Origin of the sequence: Plantactinospora sp. B24E8 (assembly GCF_039871735.1) — a bacterium.
Classification (GTDB): domain Bacteria; phylum Actinomycetota; class Actinomycetes; order Mycobacteriales; family Micromonosporaceae; genus Plantactinospora.
Map to the genome: position 1 here is coordinate 47,733 of NZ_JBDPMH010000024.1, position 18,013 is coordinate 65,745.

General features: G+C 71.3%; 13 protein-coding genes. 6 read left to right on the forward strand and 7 right to left on the reverse strand.

Annotated features, from left to right (window positions below):
- Nucleotides 1–421: 421 nt before the first annotated feature.
- From ABGB21_RS26660 to ABGB21_RS26670, 3 genes are all read left to right on the forward strand, one after another.
- Complete coding sequence (locus ABGB21_RS26660; protein ID WP_347680078.1) at nt 422–1,918, forward strand: endo-1,4-beta-xylanase; 1,497 nt, start codon at nt 422–424, stop codon at nt 1,916–1,918.
- Nucleotides 1,919–2,052: 134 nt separating this feature from the next.
- Nucleotides 2,053–2,952, forward strand: a complete 900-nt coding sequence (locus ABGB21_RS26665) for a hypothetical protein (RefSeq protein WP_347680080.1) — start codon at nt 2,053–2,055, stop codon at nt 2,950–2,952.
- Nucleotides 2,953–3,072: 120 nt separating this feature from the next.
- Nucleotides 3,073–3,858, forward strand: a complete 786-nt coding sequence (locus ABGB21_RS26670; protein ID WP_347680082.1) for a fused MFS/spermidine synthase — start codon at nt 3,073–3,075, stop codon at nt 3,856–3,858.
- Nucleotides 3,859–3,918: 60 nt separating this feature from the next.
- On the opposite strand, the gene ABGB21_RS26675 is transcribed toward ABGB21_RS26670, so the two are convergent.
- The 5 genes from ABGB21_RS26675 to ABGB21_RS26695 form a co-directional block, all read right to left on the reverse strand.
- The gene (locus ABGB21_RS26675; RefSeq protein ID WP_347657248.1) at nt 3,919–4,845 is read right to left on the reverse strand and encodes a dihydrodipicolinate synthase family protein; all 927 of its coding nucleotides are present in this window, start codon (nt 4,843–4,845) and stop codon (nt 3,919–3,921) included.
- The gene (locus tag ABGB21_RS26680) at nt 4,842–5,870 is read right to left on the reverse strand and encodes an ABC transporter ATP-binding protein (protein ID WP_347680084.1); all 1,029 of its coding nucleotides are present in this window, start codon (nt 5,868–5,870) and stop codon (nt 4,842–4,844) included. The genes ABGB21_RS26675 and ABGB21_RS26680 overlap by 4 nt, the downstream gene beginning before the upstream one ends.
- Nucleotides 5,867–7,948, reverse strand: coding sequence for a dipeptide/oligopeptide/nickel ABC transporter permease/ATP-binding protein (locus ABGB21_RS26685; RefSeq protein WP_347680086.1), 2,082 nt, complete (start codon nt 7,946–7,948; stop codon nt 5,867–5,869). Before ABGB21_RS26685 ends, ABGB21_RS26680 begins: the two co-directional genes overlap by 4 nt.
- A complete protein-coding gene (locus ABGB21_RS26690; RefSeq protein WP_347680088.1) occupies nt 7,945–8,904 on the reverse strand; it encodes an ABC transporter permease in 960 nt (319 codons plus the stop codon). Before ABGB21_RS26690 ends, ABGB21_RS26685 begins: the two co-directional genes overlap by 4 nt.
- 69 nt (nt 8,905–8,973) lie before the next feature.
- Nucleotides 8,974–10,593 carry an ABC transporter substrate-binding protein gene (locus ABGB21_RS26695; protein ID WP_347680090.1) on the reverse strand — a complete coding sequence of 540 codons (1,620 nt, stop codon included), beginning with the start codon at nt 10,591–10,593 and terminating at the stop codon, nt 8,974–8,976.
- Between the two features lie 132 nt (nt 10,594–10,725).
- On the opposite strand from ABGB21_RS26695, the gene ABGB21_RS26700 reads away from it, so the two are divergent.
- The gene (locus ABGB21_RS26700; RefSeq protein ID WP_347657253.1) at nt 10,726–11,514 is read left to right on the forward strand and encodes a FadR/GntR family transcriptional regulator; all 789 of its coding nucleotides are present in this window, start codon (nt 10,726–10,728) and stop codon (nt 11,512–11,514) included.
- Nucleotides 11,515–11,573: 59 nt separating this feature from the next.
- Here ABGB21_RS26700 and ABGB21_RS26705 read toward each other — a convergent pair whose 3' ends face one another.
- The gene (locus ABGB21_RS26705) at nt 11,574–12,773 is read right to left on the reverse strand and encodes a sialidase family protein (RefSeq protein ID WP_347657254.1); all 1,200 of its coding nucleotides are present in this window, start codon (nt 12,771–12,773) and stop codon (nt 11,574–11,576) included.
- 166 nt (nt 12,774–12,939) lie between these two features.
- On the opposite strand from ABGB21_RS26705, the gene ABGB21_RS26710 reads away from it, so the two are divergent.
- Nucleotides 12,940–14,931 carry a sialidase family protein gene (locus tag ABGB21_RS26710; RefSeq protein ID WP_347680092.1) on the forward strand — a complete coding sequence of 664 codons (1,992 nt, stop codon included), beginning with the start codon at nt 12,940–12,942 and terminating at the stop codon, nt 14,929–14,931.
- A 115-nt stretch (nt 14,932–15,046) separates the two neighbouring features.
- Here the strand turns inward: ABGB21_RS26710 and ABGB21_RS26715 are convergent, their stop codons facing one another.
- The gene (locus tag ABGB21_RS26715) at nt 15,047–15,763 is read right to left on the reverse strand and encodes a FadR/GntR family transcriptional regulator (protein ID WP_347657256.1); all 717 of its coding nucleotides are present in this window, start codon (nt 15,761–15,763) and stop codon (nt 15,047–15,049) included.
- Nucleotides 15,764–15,962: 199 nt separating this feature from the next.
- On the opposite strand from ABGB21_RS26715, the gene ABGB21_RS26720 reads away from it, so the two are divergent.
- Nucleotides 15,963–17,990: a beta-galactosidase gene (locus tag ABGB21_RS26720; protein ID WP_347680094.1), complete on the forward strand. Its 2,028-nt coding sequence runs from the start codon at nt 15,963–15,965 to the stop codon at nt 17,988–17,990.
- Nucleotides 17,991–18,013 lie beyond the last annotated feature (23 nt).

An 18,013-nucleotide genomic window follows, 5' to 3' on the forward strand; every position in this document is an offset into this window, starting at 1 on the left:
CTGCAGCAGCCGCTCCACACCCGACAACTCGAGACGCCCCAGTTCACCGAAGTTTCCGCTGACGCTCACCCACCCGAACGTCGGGTGTTGGGGCGCCGAATGCCGGGGTTCGGGCCGCCGTCCGAGGGCCGCGTACGGTCGGTCAGGATCGGGGTGCGCGACAGCGTCGCCCGGTCGAATTTCCGGTACCTGTGGCGGCGACGACGGACGCGATCGCGCCTCGTCCTCATGCCCACGTCGGACGGCCTGGCCGAGCTGGTGTCCCACCTGGACAAACATGTTTGCGGCGACTGCTCGGCCCCGTGGTGGTTACCGGAGCATTTCCGGAAGTTGTTGACAGCGTGGCTGGCCCGTTCCGATACTGGCCCTTTCTGATGACATGCATGGCCATCTATCAAGCGGTGGGTATCGAGGAGGTCCGGTGGACAGCAGCCTGAGACAGCGTAGGAGAACCACCAGAATCGCCTTGCCGACGGCGGTGCTGTTGCTCGTCGGCGGCACCGTGACGATCCAGTCCGTCGGCACGGCGGCCGCGGCCGAGACCACGCTGCGGGCCGCGGCCGCCAACGCCGGGCTGTTCTTCGGCGTCGCCGCCTCACCCAACCGACTCACCTCCATCGTCGGTCAGGAGTTCAGCCAGCTGACTCCCGAGAACGACATGAAGCCGGACAGGATCGCCACCTCGAGCGGAGGGCTGCAGAACACCGGCGGCGCGGACACCCTGGTCAACCATGCTCAGAGCAACAACATGCTGGTCCGTGGTCACACCCTGGTGTGGCACTCGCAGGCCGGCGCGTTGCAGGGTGCCAGCCAGGCGACGCTGAACACCTTCATCGGCAACGCCATCAACCGCTGGGGCAGCAGGATCGCGTACTGGGACGTCGTCAACGAGGCGTTGGAGGACAACAACACCGGCCGGCGCCGGAACCAGTGGCCACACACCATGAACCGGGACGCGAACGGCGACGGTGACTTCTTCGACGCCGGCGACACCGACGTCATCCGGGACTCGTTCATCCGGGCCAAGCAGGTCGTGCAGGCCGGCGGGCTGACCACGAAGCTCTGCATCAACGACTACGACGTCGAGGGCCTGACGGTCCAGGGCGGCACCCAGAACCGCAAGGCCAACGCGCTGTACGACATCGTCCGCACCTACCGGCAGTACATCGACTGCGTCGGGTTCCAGGCGCACTTCAACGACAACCCGAACAGCATCATCACCACCGACCTGCAGGCCAACATCCAGCGCTTCGCCGACCTCGGCGTCGAGGTGCACATCACCGAGCTCGACATCGACGACGACCTGAGCAACAACGACATCGGCGCCGGCCAGGCGGAGAACTACCGCAAGGTCGTCCGGGCCTGCCTGAACGTCGCGAGGTGCACCGGCATCACCGTCTGGGGCATCGCCGACAGCGAGTCGTGGCGATCCTCGGAACGGGGCCTGCTGTTCACCGGCGGCAGCGGGAACTACCAGAAGAAGGCCGCCTACCACGCGGTCCTCGACGAGCTGAACAAGGGCCGCGACGTCTCGACCGACCCGACGACACCGCCGGGCACCCCGACGACCCCGCCGGCCACCCCGACGACACCGCCGGTGTCGCCGACCACCCCGCCGACTCCGACCACCGGCTGCTCGGCCACGGTGTCGCTGAACTCCTGGACCGGCGGCTTCGTCGCCACCGTGCGGGTCACCGCCGGCTCCGCACCGATCACCGGGTGGAACGTCCGGCTCACCCTGCCGTCCGGGGCCACCGTGACCAACACCTGGAACGCCAACCGCTCCGGCACCAGCGGCACCGTGCAGTTCAGCAACGTCAGCTACAACGGCTCGGTCAACGCCGGCCAGACCACCGAGTTCGGCTTCCAGGGCACCGGGACGGCCACCGGCCTGACCCCGGTGTGCACCGCCTCCTGAGCACCGCCTGTCCTGGACGGGCGGCTTGGTGCCCGTCCAGGACAGGTGAGACCGGTGGTGACGAGCCGGGTTCGTCGAGGTGACCAAGGGTCGATCAGTTCGACGAACCGCTCCAGCCACTCGTCGGGTACCGGATGACCTCGGTCCCGGCGGAGAACTCCTGGCCGGGCGGGTGGGACCGGGTCGTCCTCGAGGCCGACCCGGCCGACACGGTCCCCCGGGCGAGCGGTCACCCCGGGTGGATCCCGATCGCCGACGACGCCGGCGGCAACTTCCTCGTGGTCGACCTCGCACCGGCCCGTCACGGCCGGCCGGGCCAGGTCATCACGGCAGGCGTCGACTGGAGCACCCGGCCCGGGTACGTGGCCGAGCCGGTCACCGCCGTGCTGGCTGGCCGGCCGGGTCCGGTCGTCCGGCGATCCGACCTGCGGCTGGAAGGACGCGGCGGTGAGATCGACCTCGAACCGCTACGGCAGCTGCCGGACGTACAGGAACTTCGTCTGTACTACGGCCGGGTGAACACCGCCGAGCTCGCCGGGTTGCGCCGGCTGCGTTCGCTGTCGATGACCGCCCCGGCGGACCTCGTACCGCTGCGGGAGCTTCCGGTGGAGCACCTCCTGGTGCACCCCGGGTCGGACCTGGCCCCACTGGCCGGCCACCCGACGCTGCGCTCGCTGGGTCTGACCCAGAATGCCGCGCCGAGCGACCTGACGCCGCTGCGGACCGTCCCGAACCTGCACGGTCTGTCCCTCGCCAGCGCCGACGTGGCCGACCTGGCCGTACTGGCCGACCTGGCCGTACTGGCCGACCTGGCCGTACTGGCCGACCTGGCCGACCTGCCGTCACTGGTGTACCTGGAGCTGTCGTTCGACCAGTGGCGGCAACTCCGACGGCTGCTGGACGCCACCGGACTGCACGCGGCGACCCTCGCCGGCAACCCGACGCACCGGCAGGCCATCGAATGGCGATCCCTCTTCGACGCCGACCCGACGGGAACGGCCCACCGCACCAGGACCGCCCGGGGCCGCCTCTGAGCGCGGCCCCCGGACCGAAGAGTTCCGGCTCGCCGCGTCGGGCGCCAGGCGCGAGGGACACGTCCTCCGCCACCAGGCGGGTGGGATGCGGCACGGGCGGGTGGACTAGCCTGCCTGGTCATGGAGGCATCCGACGACCGGCTCGAGCTGGTCGTCGACCCGGCCCGGCCCACCGGCCGCACGCTCCTGGCCGGTGGCGTCGAGCAGTCGTACGTGGATCTCGCCGATCCCACGTACCTGCACTTCGAGTACGTCCGCCGAATGGCCACCGTGACCGAGCTCGCCGCGCCGACCGGTGATCCGTTGGACGTGCTGCACCTCGGCGGCGGCGCACTGACGCTGCCCCGATATGTCGCCGCGACCCGGCCTGGTTCGGCGCAGGTGGTCGTCGAGCGGGACCCGGCCGTGGTCGAACTGGTGGGACGCGACCTGCCACCCCGACCAGCCGGTGTCGACGTACACGTCGCCGACGCCCGGGAGGCGGTCACCGCCGCCCCCGCCGGCGCGTACGACCTGGTGCTCGCCGACATCTACCGGGCGGCCCGGATGCCGCCGCACGTGGCCACCGTGGCGTTCGCCGCCGAGGTCGCCCGGGTACTGCGACCGGACGGCATCTACCTGGTCAACGTCACGGACCTGCCACCCCTGGCCCTCACCCGGATACAGGCGGCCACCCTGCGGGCGGTCTTCGCGGACGTGTGTGTCGTCGCCGACCGCCGGATGCTACGCGGCCGGCGGTACGGCAACGTGGTGCTCGTCGCGGCGCCGCGCCCGCACCGGCTACCCGTGACCCGCCTGGCGGCACGGGCGCTGCGCGATCCGCTGCCCGGCGGCGTGCTGCACGGGCCGGCGCTCGACGGGTTCATCGCCGGCGCCCGGCCGCGCACCGACAACGCCGAGCGTTGAGTCCCGGTTCCGCCCGCCGTCATCGCCCAGCCGACTCCCTGACCGGCGTCACCCGCACGGTCAGAGCAGGGCGGCGTCGGCCAGATGCTTGCCGACCTGGGCGATCTCCATGCTGTCCAGCGGAAGCTGCGGGAGCGCGGTGGTCGGGTGGGCGATGATCCCGCGCAGGTGCAGGGCGGCCTTGAACGCGCCGAGCGCCGAGGAGCCGCGTCCCATCCGCGGGCCGCCGGCGTTCACCAGCCGGAAGAGGCGGAACAGCCGTTCCTGCTCTTTCCGCGCGCTCGCCCAGTCACCGCGGGCGGCGGCCTGGTAGAGCCGTACGTAGCCGTGCGGGTCGACGTTGCCCAGCCCCGGTACGACCCCGTCGGCCCCCATCCAGAGTGCCGAGTCGACGGTCAGCTCCGAGCCGGTGAACACGGCGAAGGCGTTGAGGTCCTGGTCCCGGCGGCGCAGGATCACGTCCCGCAGCCCACCGTCGTCGCCACTGGAGTCCTTGACCCCGGCGAGGGTGCCCTCCGCCGCCAGTTCCAGCAGCAGCTCCGGGCCGAGTTTCTGGTGCACCGACACCGGCAGGTCGTACGCGTAAACGGGAGTCCCCGTCCGGTCGGCGACCGTCCGGAAGTGCAGCAGGATCTCGTTGGGGTGGGTACGTGTGTAGAAGGGGGCGGTGACCACCAGCCCGTACGCGCCGGCCTCGACCGCAACCCGCGCGTGGTCGAGGACCCGGGGTGTGGTCATGTCGATGACACCGGCCAGTACCGGCACCTGGCCGGCGACGTGTCCGAGCACCGTGTCGAGCACGATCCCGCGGTCCGCGTCCGGGAGGAAGGCGACCTCCGACGTCGAGCCGAGTACGAAGAGTCCGTCGACGCCGCCGTCGAGCAGGTGGTCCACCAACCGGGTCAGTGAGCCGGTGTCCACCTCGAGGTCGGGGGTGAGGGGGGTGCACACCGGGGGGACGACGCCGGACAGGGGGGCGGTGGTCATGGACGCTCCTGGGCTTGGCTGATCAGTTCGCGGTCGGTCGTGCCGTCGAGCACGGGGTGATGACACCGGTGGAGGCGCCCGTCGCGGCCGGCTTCGGCGGCCGGCAGTTCGGCGGCGCAGTGGTCGTCCGCCCGCCAGCACCGGGTACGGAAGGGGCAGCCGCTCGGCGGTCGGGTCGCCGACGGCACCGGCCCGGTCAGCGGGATCGGGTCGATCGGGGAGAGCAGACCCGGGGTGGCGGAGAAGAGTGCCCGGGTGTACGGGTGGCGGGCGCCGTGCGGGAGCGAACGGGCTGGCAGCTGTTCGACGATCCGGCCGAGGTACATCGTCACCACCCGGTCGCTCATCCGGCGTACCGTCTGGATGTCGTGCGAGACGAAGATCATCGCCAGGTTGAGCTGTTCCCTGAGGTCGAGCAGCAGGTTGAGGATCTGGGCCCGTACCGAGACGTCCAGCGCGCTGGTCGGCTCGTCGGCGACCAGCAGCCGCGGGCGTAGCGCCAGGGCCCGGGCGATCGCCACCCGCTGCCGCTGCCCGCCGGAGACCTGGCTGGGCAGCCGGTTGGCCACGCTTGCCGGCAGCCCCACCAGGTCGAGCAGCTCCCGGACCCGCTCCTCCCGGTCCTGCGGCGTTCGCCACCGGTGTACGTCGAGCGGGTCGCGGAGCACCTGCCGGATCGGCAGCCGCCGGTTGAGCGCGGTGGACGGATCCTGGAAGACCATTCCGGTGCTGGCGCCGACCGTCGACCGCCGGGTCGAGGGCGACATCGACCAGAGGTCCTGGCCGGCGAAGCGGACCGTGCCGGAGGTCGGCGGCTGGAGCCCGACCACGACCTTCGCCAGGGTGGATTTGCCGCAGCCGGACTCGCCGACCACTCCGACGGTCTCACCGGGGTCGATCCGGAGGTCCGTCCCGGTGAGCGCGTGGACGCGGTCACGCCGGAACAGACCGCCGGAACGGGCCCGGTGTACGACGTGTACGTCTGCGAGTTCCACCAGGGCGGCGGCGGGGTGTGGCGCGGTCATCGGACCTCCGTCCGGCTGGTCGGCACGGACGCGGCGGTGTCCGGGGGTTCGTGGTCCACGTCTGGGGTCGGGACCGCCAGGGCCGGATGGTGGCAGGCGACCGCGTGATCCAGGGAGCCGACCAGCCGGGGCGACTCGACCCGACAGACCTCGGCGGCCATCGGACAGCGGTCGGCGAACCGGCACCCGGCGGGGAAGTCCGCCGGGGACGGGACCACGCCGCGGATCTGGGTCAGCCGGTCGGCGCCGGCTTCCAGCGACAGCACCGCGCCGAGCAGTCCCCGGGCGTAGTGGTGCGCGGGCGCGCCGACCAGCGTCGCGGTGACACCACTCTCGACGATCTGGCCGCCGTACATCACCACCACCCGGTCGGTGACGTCCGCGACCAGGGCGAGGTCGTGTGAGACGAGGATCAGGGCGAAGCCGAGTTCGGTCCGGAGCCGGAGCAGGAGTTGGATCACCTGCGCCTGCACGGTCACGTCCAGCGCGGTGGTCGGTTCGTCGGCGATGATCAGTCGTGGGTCGCGGGAGAGTGCCATCGCGATCAGGACCCGTTGCCGCTGGCCACCGGAGAGCTCGTGTGGGTAGGCGGAGAGGGTACGGGCCGGGTCGAGCCCGACCAGTTCCAGCAGCTCAGTCGGGCTGCGTCGACCGCCCCGGCGGACGACCTGCTTCAACTGCGCCCGGATGGTCATCGCCGGGTTCAGCGAGGAGAGCGCGTCCTGGTAGATCATCGCCATGTGGTGGCCGAGCAACCGGCGCCGGGCGGCGGGGGAGAGGGTGAGCAGGTCCTGACCGTCGAAGCGAATCTCGCCCCGGACCCGGGCGCCGCGCGGCTGGAGCCCCATGACGGTCAGCGCGGTCAACGACTTGCCACAGCCGGACTCGCCGACCAGGCCGAGTACCTCGCCCGGGCGTACGTCGAAGGAGATGCCCGCCACGATGTCCACGTCGTCGTGTCGGCCGTCGAAGCCGACAGCCAGTCCGTTCACCCGCAGGATCGGCTCGCCCTGTGGGAGCGGGCGGGCGCGTTCGGCGATCCGGCGGGCCGCCTCGGCGAGCCCGGGCAGCGGGGTGATCTCTGCAAAGCCGGGCCGGGCCTGCTCCAGCACGTCCACGTCCTCGCCCTGGCGGACGGGCTCGGCGCGGCGGGCGGCCGGCGCGGCCCAGGCATCCGAGACAGCTTCGGCGAGGACGTTCAACGCCAGCACCGTGAGCAGGATCAGCAGCCCGGGGAAGACGGTGGCCCACCAGCCGCCGAGCAGCACCATGTTGCGGCCGTCGGCGATGACGCTGCCCCAGGAAGGGGCGGGTGGGCGTACGCCGGCGCCGATGAAGGACAGGGACGCCTCGAAGACGATCGCGTCGGCCACCATCACGGTGCAGAAGACCAGGATCGGCGCGGCGCAGTTGATGGCGACGTGTCTGACCAGGATGTGTGGCGTGCGGGCCCCGATGACCCGTTCGGCGGCGACGTAGTCCTCGCCGTACTGGGCCAGGACGTTGGCGCGTACCACCCGGGCCACGGACGGCATGTAGAGGAACGCGATGGCCAGCACCAGTACGCCGACGCCGCCGCCGAAGACCGCGACGAGGACGGCGGCGAGCGCGATCCCGGGGAACGCCATCACCACGTCCAGCCCGCGCATCAGCGCCTCGTCGACGGCGCGGCGGGAGGTGGCCGCGACCGCGCCGACCACCGCCCCGACGACCAGTGCGATGGCGGTCGCGCCGAGGCCGATCAGCAGTGACCAGCGTGCGCCGTAGAGCAGTCGGGTGAGGATGTCCCGGTTGGCGCTGTCCAGGCCCATCCAGTGCGTCGCGCTCGGACCGCCGCCGGAGATCTCCTGCACGTACGGCGAGTGCGGCGCGATCAGCGGTGCCAGGAGCGCGGCGAGGGCGACCACGGCCAGCACGGCGATGGAGATCCACGAGGGCGGGCCGAGTCGGCGGAACCGGATGCCGGGCCGGGACAGCCGTCCTGCCAGCCCGGGGCGCATCCCGCGCGGGCGGGTGTCGCGTCCGGTGCCGGCCGGCCCGCCGCCGGCCGCCGTCTCGGTCGTGTCGTCGGGTGTCACGCGGCGCTCCTGATTCGGGGGTTGACCAGCAGGTAGAGGAGGTCGACGACCAGGTTCACCACCACGAAGCCGGTGGCGATGGTCAGCACCACGCCCTGTACGACGGCCGGGTCGCCGTCCCGGACGGCGTTGATCATGAGTTGTCCCATGCCGGGCAGCGAGTAGATGGTCTCGATGACCACCGCGCCGCCGAGCAGGTAGCCGACCCGCAGGCCGAGTACGGTCAACGGGTTGATCAGCGCGTTGCGCAGGACGTTGCGGCCGATCACCACGATCGGCGGCAGCCCGCTGCCGATTGCGGTGCGGACGTAGTCCCTGTCGAGTTCCTCGACCATCGAGGTACGGATGATCCGGGTGAGCTGTGCGGCGACCGGCAGCGACAGGGAGAGCGCCGGCAGGGTGAGCGAGCGGAGCCAGCCGGTGAACGAGTCGGCGGGGTTGATGTAGCCGCTGGTGGGGAACCAACCCCGGTCGACGGCCAGCCACTGGATCATCAGCAGGGCCAGCCAGAACGCCGGTGCGGCGACGCCGACCAGCGACACGAGCCGGATGAGCTGGTCCGGCCAGCGGTCCCGGAAGATCGCCGCGGTGACCCCGAGGACCAGCGAGAGGACGATCGCGACGGCCAGCCCGAGGAAGGTCAGTTGCAGGGTGAGCGGCAGGGCGGTGAGCACCGAGTCGAGTACCGGGGCCTTGGTCAGCACGCTGGTGCCCAGGTCGCCGTGCAGCAGGTCGCCGACGAACCGCAGGTAGCGTACGGGCAGCGGGTCGAGCAGGCCGTTCTCGGCCCGGAACTGGTGCAGCTGTTCCGGGGTCGGGTTGGCGCCCTGGAAGTAGGCGTACTCGGGTTTGTTGTCCGAGAACCGCATCACGAGGAAGACGAAGAGGATGACGCCCAGCAGCAGCGGGATCAGGATGAGTGTGCGGCGCACCAGCATTCTGGCGATGACTGCCACGGGGTGACTCCTGGGTCGGCCGGTTCGGGGGTGGGCGGCGGCGACGGCCGGGGCCGGCGCCGCGCCGGGTCAGACGCGCTGTGACTGCAGCAGGGTGATTCCGGGGTACGCCTGCGGGCGTACGCCGGTGAGCTTTTTCGGGTCCCAGGCGGTCATCAGTTCGGTGTGCACGACCGGGTAGAGCACCGCCTGCTCCGCGACGAGGTCCAGGTACTGGTGCACGAGTTGGAGCTTGCGGGCCGGGTCGGGCTGCTGGGCCGCCCGGTCCATGAGGTCGAAGAGGTTCTTCGCCGCCGGGCTGGCGTCCCACTTGGTGTATTTCATCCAGGTGCCGCCGGACGTGTAGTTGTAGCGCAGGATCAGGTCGGCGTCCAGGCCGAACTGGTTCGGGTTGGACGCCGCGGCCACCACCTGGTACGACTGCGACTGGTCCATCTTGGTGAACAGCGCGGCGGTGTCCTGCGGTTCCAGGGTGGTCTGTACCCCGATGGCCGACCAGGAGTTGGCGATGGTGGGCAGGCAGTCGGCGATCCAGCTGACGTTCACCGCCATCAGGGTGACCTTCAGGTCGTTCACCCCGGCCGCCGCGAGCAGCGCCTTCGCCTTGTCCGGGTCGTGGCTGTAGACGGTCTTCGCCCGGGCGTACGACGGGTTCTCGGCGTTGAGGAAGCTGGTGGCCGGCGCACCGTGCCCCTTGAGCGCGACGTCGATCATCTTCTGGGTGTCGATGGCGTACAGCAGCGCCTGGCGCACCCGCACGTCGTCGAACGGCTGCTGGGCGGTGTTGAACATCAGGAACATGTGGTTCATGCCCTTGCCGCCCTCGACCGTCAGGCCACCGTCGCGTAGTTGGTCGATGTTGGCGTACGGGATGTTGTCGGCGATCTGCGCCTCGGCGCGGCCGCCGGAGATCTTGGCCACCCGGGCGGAGGCGTCCACGATAGACAGCCAGTTCATCCGCTTGACGGTCGGCCTACGCGGTCCGTTGTAGTCGGCGAACGCCTCGAAGGTGGTGTTGGAGGTCGGGTTGTGCGCGACCATCCGGTACGGGCCGGAGCCGATCGCCGTGCCGGACTTCGCGGCGTCCCAGCCGCCGGGCGCGCCGAAGACGTGCTTCGGCATGATCTTGGCGATCGTCAGGCGTCGCAGCGCGTCCGGGAACGGGAACTTGAAGACCAGCTCGACGGTGCTCTCGTCGACCTTGCGTACCTCCTGCAGCCAGGCGCCGAAGAAGGAGCGGACCAGCACGTTCGCGGCCGGGTCGAGGACCCGCTCGAAGCTGAAGAGTACGTCGTCGACGGTGACCGGCTGGCCGTCGTGCCACTTGGCGCCGGCCCGGAGGGTGAAACGCCAGGTGGTGGCGGCGAGGTCGGACGGCAGCGCGGTGCCGAGCGCCGGGTAGGGTTCCCGGGTGATCGGGTCGGTGTCGACCAGACCCTCGTAGATGTGGTTGTTGGCGGCCATGGAGAAGGCGGACGCCGTCATCGTCGGGTCCCAGCTCTGGTTGTTGCCGTAGCCGATGACGGCGGTGACGAGGTCCTTGTCGGCGCCGGCACCGGCCGAGCCGGTCGAGGCGGGGCCGCTGCACGCGGAGACCGTCGCGGAGATGGCCGCGGCGGTGCCCAACGTCCCGCTGTAGCGCAAGAAGTCACGGCGGCTGAGGACGCGCCGGGAAACCGGGTCGCTCACTATGCCTCCTGGATTGCCATCGAAGTGGGGTGGCGGTGCTGACATTGGACGTCCTACATCCCATGTCCGGTATAGTGGGAGGCTAGGGGCCGGCGTCGCCGTCGGTCAAGGGCCAACGTCCAGGAGATGTCCGTGGTGTTTCAGGATGGGCGCCAGCGTCGCGGTGCCGCCGGGCCTCCCCCCGAACCGGCGCACGCCGGTCCTGTCGTTCGGCGCCGTCGGCTCAGCCGGGCGGTCGAGGTCCAGGAGGCGGTCAAGGTCCTGATCCTGGAACGTGGCCTGACCGCCGGCGACCCGTTGCCCACCGAGTCCGAGTTGATGGAGGAGTTGGGCATCGGCCGCAACTCGGTCCGGGAGGCGCTCAAGGTCCTCCAGGCCCTCGGCATCGTCGAGATCCGGCACGGCTTCGGCATGTTCGTCGGCCGGATGTCGCTCAGCGGCCTCGTTGACGAGCTGGCCTTCCACAGCCGGATCACGCTGCAGGAGGAGCGCAACCACCTCGGTCACCTGATCGAGATCAGGGAGATCCTGGAGAGCGGGCTGGCCCAGCGCCTGATCGACGGGCACGGCGGCGACGACCTGGTCGGACGGCTCACACCAGCTCGCGAACTGATCGAGCGGATGGAGGCGGAGGCGCGTGTCGGCGCCGTTACCCCGGAAACCGACCGGCTCTTCCACGACGTGCTCTACCGCCCGTTGGGCAACCCGCTGGTGGGCCAGCTCCTCGGCGCGTTCTGGGAGGTCTACCACCAGCTCGGCGACGACCTGGGGCCGCCGGACGAGGCGCCGGCAGACGTCGCCCGCAAGCATCGGGACATCTACACCGCGGTGATCACGGGGGACCGGCCGGCGGCCGAGGCGGCGATGCGGGCGCATTTCGCCGGGGTACGCGAGCGCCTCGCCCGGCTGGGCCGAGGCTGACGGGGCGTCCCGGATGGCGGACACGACCGTGTTCCGCCATCCGGGACGACGAACCTCGGTCAGGTCAGGTCGCGTACCGGGACCCGGCGGAACGTGATCGTCTCGTTGGCGCCGAAGTCCCCGGTCTCGTACAGCACGCCGAGGGTGGCGCTGTCGAGCTGGACAAGATCGGAGTACGCGGCCGGCAGACCCGACAGGGCCAGGGCCGGTTCGAACGTGACGCCCCGGTCGTGGCTGACCCGCAACGTCAACGCGGCCCGGCTGGTCGGGTCCGCCGGTCCGGAGTAGACCAGCGGAGCGTTCCGGCCGGTCAGTTGCAGGACACTGCCCTGCACCACCGGCCCGGCCAGGGTGGCCTGCGGACGGAACGGGACGGTCAGGCTCGCGCCGCCGTCGGCGCTGTACGCGTCCGCGCGGTTTCCTGGCGCGGTGCCGTTGTGCTCCCGGGTGTTGAGGTAGATTCGCCCGTCCGGCAGTTCGGTAGCCGTCGTCTCGTTGACGTTGACGTAGCCGTCGGTGTTGTCGTCGACGTACCCGATCCGCCAGGTCCCGCCGTTGTCGTCGCTGTAGAGCGAGTGCCCGCCGTAGTACTTCGCCTCGGAGCCGAGGTCGGGTGAGCCGGCGGGCGGCGCGATCGAGTGGTTGGCCGGGACCACCAGACGCCCGGCGTGCGTACCCCGGGTGAGTCGGATGGCGTGCCCGGGCCCGGTGGCGTACCAGCGCCAGTTCGGCAGCTTGGCGTCGGCGGTGATCTCCCGGGGCGCGGTCCAGGTGACGCCCTCGTCGTCGCTGTACTGGACGAAGACCCGTCGACTCTGCTCGGCGGTGACCTCGCCACGCAGGATCATCGCCTCGGTCGCCGTACCGGCGTTGTAGGTGGTGAGCAACACGATCCGGCCGTCGGTGGTGCGCACCGGGGCGGGGTTTCCGGCGGTGTCGGGACCACTGTCGTGGACCACCCGCAGCGGACCCCAGGTGCAGCCTCCGTCGGTGGAGCGCTTCACCACCGTGTCGATGTTGCCGGCGTCGGCGAGCCCGGCCAGCCGCCCCTCGGCGAAGGCGAGCAGCGCACCGGAGCGGGTGGCGATGACGGCCGGGATCCGGAACGCGTTGTACCCCTCGGCACCGGAGGTGTACGGCACCGAGGTCGCGCAGGAGGGGCGGGCTCCCACCGCGGGGACGCTCGCGGTGACGGTGGCGGCGAGGACCAGGGCGACGCCGGTCGCGGCCAGGGCCCAGCGCCGCGGATGTGCGGTCATGCTCGGTAGTCCCTTCTCTAGACATAGGATGTCCTATGTCACCGAGACGTTAAGCAGACGTCTCCTGATCGTCAAGCGGGTCGTCCTCCGACGCCGCTCTGGGTAGTGGACATCCCACGTCCGACATAGGATGACCGACACCTGTTTCCTCTCCGAAGGGCACGACATGATCCACGCGCCTGAGAAGAAGCCGCCGGGCCGCCGCCCGGGCCGTGCGTTCCGTACCGTTCCCCGCTCTCGCCGCGAAGCCGGCCGACGCGTGCTCGCCGCGCTCAGTGCCGGGCTGTTCGTGGTACCGCTGGGCGGGCCGGCCGCCGCCGCGCCGGAGTCGCCGACCACCCGGCCGGCGAGCACCTCGGCCGCCGGGCCGGCTGCCGGCCCGGCGCCGTACCTCGACGAACAGGTGCTGTTCGCCCAGCGCAGCCTCGGCTACGCCTGCTTCCGGATCCCCGCCGTCGTCGAGGCCGGCAACGGGCTGGTGCTCGCCTTCGCCGAGGCACGGGTCGCCGACTGCGGCGACGACGGCGACATCGACCTGGTGCTGCGGCGCTCCTTCGACGGCGGCCGGACCTGGGGGCCGCTGCAGGTGGTCTCCGAGGGCAACGGCTCCACGCACGGCAACCCGGTGCCGATCGTCGACCGGCGGACCGGCCGGATCGTCCTGGTCAGCACGCACAACGGTCCGCAGCCCTGCCCCAACGGCTGCGACCGGGACCCGTACGTGCAGGTCAGCGACGACGACGGGGTCACCTGGTCGGCGCCCCGGGAGATGACCGAGGGCAAGCGTCCGGAGTGGAACTTCTGGTACGCCACCGGCCCGATGCACGGCATCCAGCTCACCCGGGGCCCGCACGCCGGCCGCCTCGTCGTCGGCGCGAGCCACGAGACGTACGACGGCGTCGGGCCGCACCGCTACGGCACCCACCTGCTGTACAGCGACGACGGCGGCGAGACCTGGCAGATCGGTGCCGAGGGCTCGTACTCCGACGGCACGGTCATCGCCCAGGAGGTGACGGTCGTCGAGTTGACCGACGGCCGGGTCTACGCGCTGGCCCGGGAACGCGGTACGGATCCGGGGCACCGGGCGTACGCGACCAGCAGCGACGGGGGTGAGACGTTCGACCGGCCGTTCCGCACCATCGACCTCGCCCTGCCGGACGTGCAGGCGGCGACGCTGCGGCTGCGGGCCACCGACACCGGCGACCGGACCAACCGGATCCTGCTCTCCGCGCCCGCACACCCGGTGGCCCGGGAGGCGATGGCGGTCCGCTCCTCCTTCGACGAGGGTCGCAGCTGGCAGCCGTGGCAGCAGGGCAAGGTCTTCTGGTGGGGGCCGGCCGCCTACTCCGACCTGGTCCGGCTCGGCCCGGACGAGATCGGGCTCTACTACGAGGCCGGCGTCGCGACGCCGTACGAGTCGATCCGCTGGGCGCGGTTCAACGAGGCGTACCTGGCCACCCCGAACGGCACCCCGCCGGGCATACCCGGGCCGCCCGCACCGGGCCCGCGGACCCCGGACCTGACCCACCACCGCAACGACGCGTACGTCCGGGGCGGTGCGGGCACGGTACCCGGACGCTACGGCAACGGGCTCGAACTCGACGGTGTCGACGACCGGGTCGAGGTGCCGTTCGACCGTTCGATCGACGTGGCCGGCGACGACTTCACGATGATGACCTGGTTCCGGTACACCGCGACGACCGGGTCGCACGCGCTGCTCTGGGCGTACCGGACGGGCAGCGGCACCACCCCCCAGGTCTGGCTGCGCGCGGAGCCGGCGTCGAACCGGATCCGGGCGCTCATCATGGTCGACCGGTTCAACGTCAGTGTGCAGTCGGCCGGTGCCTACAACGACGGGCAGTGGCACCACGTCGTGCTGCAACGTTCCGCCGGACAGTTCGTGCTGCGGGTGGACGGCGCGGTCGTCGCCTCGGCCACCTGCCCGCCGGGCTCGGTCACCGATGGCAAGGAGTTCGGGGTGCAGGGCCTGCACGTCGGACAGCGGGTGGACGGGGTCGACCGGTTCCGCGGCACGCTCGACGACGTCCGGGTCTACCGGCGGGCGCTGACCCCGACCGAACTCGACCTGATCCGCCTCCGTGGCCTGCCGATCCAGGGCCGGCTCGGGCTCTGGCTCCCGATGGAGCGGGTCGGCTGACCGGCGGGTCGGCGCCGGCGCGTCTCCTCCTTCGGAGGCGTGCCGGCGCCGGCCCTTCCCCGCCGCTCGTGCGGGCGTCGGGCCGCAGGGCGTCGCGGTCGCGGGACCGACCGGGTCAGGCTGTGCCGTCCGTCGGGTCGCCGGTGCCGGTGCCGGTGCCGGTCGCCGCCTCGGCGCGGGCGATCCGCTGCTTCACGTCGTGGAAGTGTCGCCGCATCGCGTCCTGAGCGGCGACCGGGTCGTGGGCGGCCAGCGCGTCGACGATCCGGCGGTGGTTGGCCACGATCAGCTCCTTGTCCTCCCGCGGCGTACCGAGCAGCGGTTCGACCTGGTGGTACACCTGCCAGAACAGGTTGATCAGCTGGAGTACCAGGTCGTTGCCGCAGGACTCGTAGAGCAGCGTGTGGAAGGCGCGGTCCGCCTCCAGGTCCGTGCGCATCGCGGTGACCAGGGCGCGCAGCGCGTCGAGCCGGGTCGGGCTGGTGTTCTGGGCGACCTGGGCGACGAGCGCCGTCTCGAGGATCTCCCGCACCTCGATGAGGTCGTGCAGCGCGCGTACGCCGCCCTGTGGGCCGGACCTGATCCGGAACTCCAGTGACGGACTCAGGACGTCGAGCGAGGCACGTCCGACGAAGGTGCCGAACCCGTGCCGGATCTCGACGATGCCCAACGCCTGAAGTGCCCGAACCGCCTCGCGCACGCTGTTGCGGCTCGCCTCGAGCAGCTCCATCAGCTGGGTCTCGGTCGGCATCGGCGCGCCGGCGGGAAGCTGGCGGTCGTGGATCAGGGCGACGATGCGCTCCTGGAGTGTCTCGCCGCTGCGCCTGGCCATGGCTGCCCTCCAGGATTAGGTCCCGGCTGGCGCGACATCCCACATCGCCGTAGTCGTGCGCCGTCTGTCCGTGGCCAATTTACACCTGCCCTGTCTTGACGCCGCGCACCGCCGGTCCTAGTTTCGACTCGAACGATGGACGTCCTACGTCCGATTTCCGGGTGAATGCCGCTCTGGTGCTCAGAGGAGAGTCCTTCCCATGATCGAACGCGAGCCCGACCCGAAGCTGTCCGGAATCTGGTTCGGCGGCGACTACAACCCGGAGCAGTGGTCCCCCGAGGTGTGGGCCGAGGACACGAAGCTGATGGTCGAGGCCGGGGTCAACCTGGTCTCGGTCGGCATCTTCTCCTGGTCCGCTGTCGAACCCAGGCCGGGCCGGTACGACTTCGACTGGTTCGACCGAGTGCTGGACAACCTTGCCGAGGCGGGCATCGGGGCCAGCCTCGCCACCATGACCGCCTCGCCCCCGCCGTGGCTGTCCCGCCTGCACCCGGAGATCCTGCCGACCCGGGCCGACGGAACCCGGCTCTGGCCCGGCTCCCGTCAACACTACTGTCCCTCCAGCCCGGTCTACCGCCGTTACGCCGGGCGACTCGTCGAGCGGATCGCCGCCCGGTACGCCACCCACCCCGCGTTGCGGATCTGGCACATCGGCAACGAGTACGGCTGCCACGTACGCCAGTGCTACTGCGACGTCTCTGCCGCGGACTTCCGCCGCTGGCTGCGGGACCGGTACGGCAGCCTGGACGCCCTCAACGTGGCGTGGTCGACGACGTTCTGGTCCCAGCGCTACGGCGACTGGGCGGAGATCCTCCCGCCGCGTACCAGCCCCACCTTCGGCAACCCGACCCAACGATTGGACTTCGAACGGTTCAGCGACGACGCCATCCTGCACTGCTATCTCGCCGAACGCGACATCGTCCGCCGGCACAGCCCGGACGTGCCGGTGACCACGAACTTTATCGGCCTGGTACACAAGCCGATCGACTCCTACCGCTGGGCGGCGGAACAGGACGTGGTGAGCCTCGACAGCTATCCCGAGCCGTTCGACCCGCGGGCCCATGTCGCCGCCGCGTTCGGCTACGACCTGGTCCGGTCGGCCCGGGGCGGCCAGCCGTGGCTGCTGATGGAGCAGGCGCCCGGCGCGGTCAACTGGCGGGAGCGCAACGCGCCCAAGCCGCCCGGGCTGATGCGGCTCTGGAGCTGGCAGGCGGTGGCGCAGGGGGCGGACGCGGTGCTGTTCTTCCAGTGGCGCCAGTCCGCCGGCGGCGCCGAGAGGTTCCACTCGGCGATGGTCCCGCACGGCGGCCCGCAGACCCGGACGCACCGGGAGGTCCGGGCGCTCGGCCGGGAACTCGCCGATCTAGGGGAACTGGTCGGCACCCGGGTACGCGCACAGGTGGCACTCCTGCACGACTGGGACAACTGGCGGGCGGTCGAGGGCGCCGCCCACCCCGGCGTACTCGACCTGCTCGGCACCGCGCAGGCGCACTACGAGCCGCTCTTCGACGCGCACGTGACCTGCGACGTGGTGCCGCCGACGGCCGACCTCTCGGCGTACCGGATGGTGGTGGTCCCGAACCTCTACCTGATGCCGGCGTCGGTCGGTGCCCGGCTCCGGGCGTACGTCGAGGCGGGCGGGACCCTCGTGGTGTCGTTCTTCAGCGGCATCGTGGACGAGTGCGACCGGGTCCATCTCGGCGGCTACCCGGCACCGCTGCGCGAGGTGCTCGGGCTGCGGGTGGAGGAGTTCTGGCCGTTGCCGGTCGACGGCGCGGTGGGACTGGATCTCGACGGCGAGCGGCGTACCGGCTCGGTCTGGTCGGAGTGGATCGAGCCGGAGGGGGCGCGGGTGGTGGCGACGTTCGCCGACGGTGAGCTCACCGGCCGCCCGGCGGTCACCCGGCACGAGTACGGGCGGGGTGTGGCGTGGTATCTCGGTACCCGGCCGGAGCCGGACGCCATGCGGCGCCTGTTGGACCTCGCCCGGGCGGACGCGGGGGTGACCCCGGTCCTGCCCGACCTGCCGGAGGGGGTGCAGGCGATCGAGCGACACGGCGTCGACCGGTCGTACCTGTTCCTGCTCAACCACGGTGCCGGACCTGTCTCGGTGCCGTTGCCGGGGCCCTCGGTCGACCTGTTGGCCGATCGGACCGAGCCGGTGGACCGGGTCGAGCTGGCACCCCGGGCCGTCGCGGTGCTCCGGCTCGCGGCGCCCGCGGGCTGATCGCCGGCCGCCCGTCGGACCCG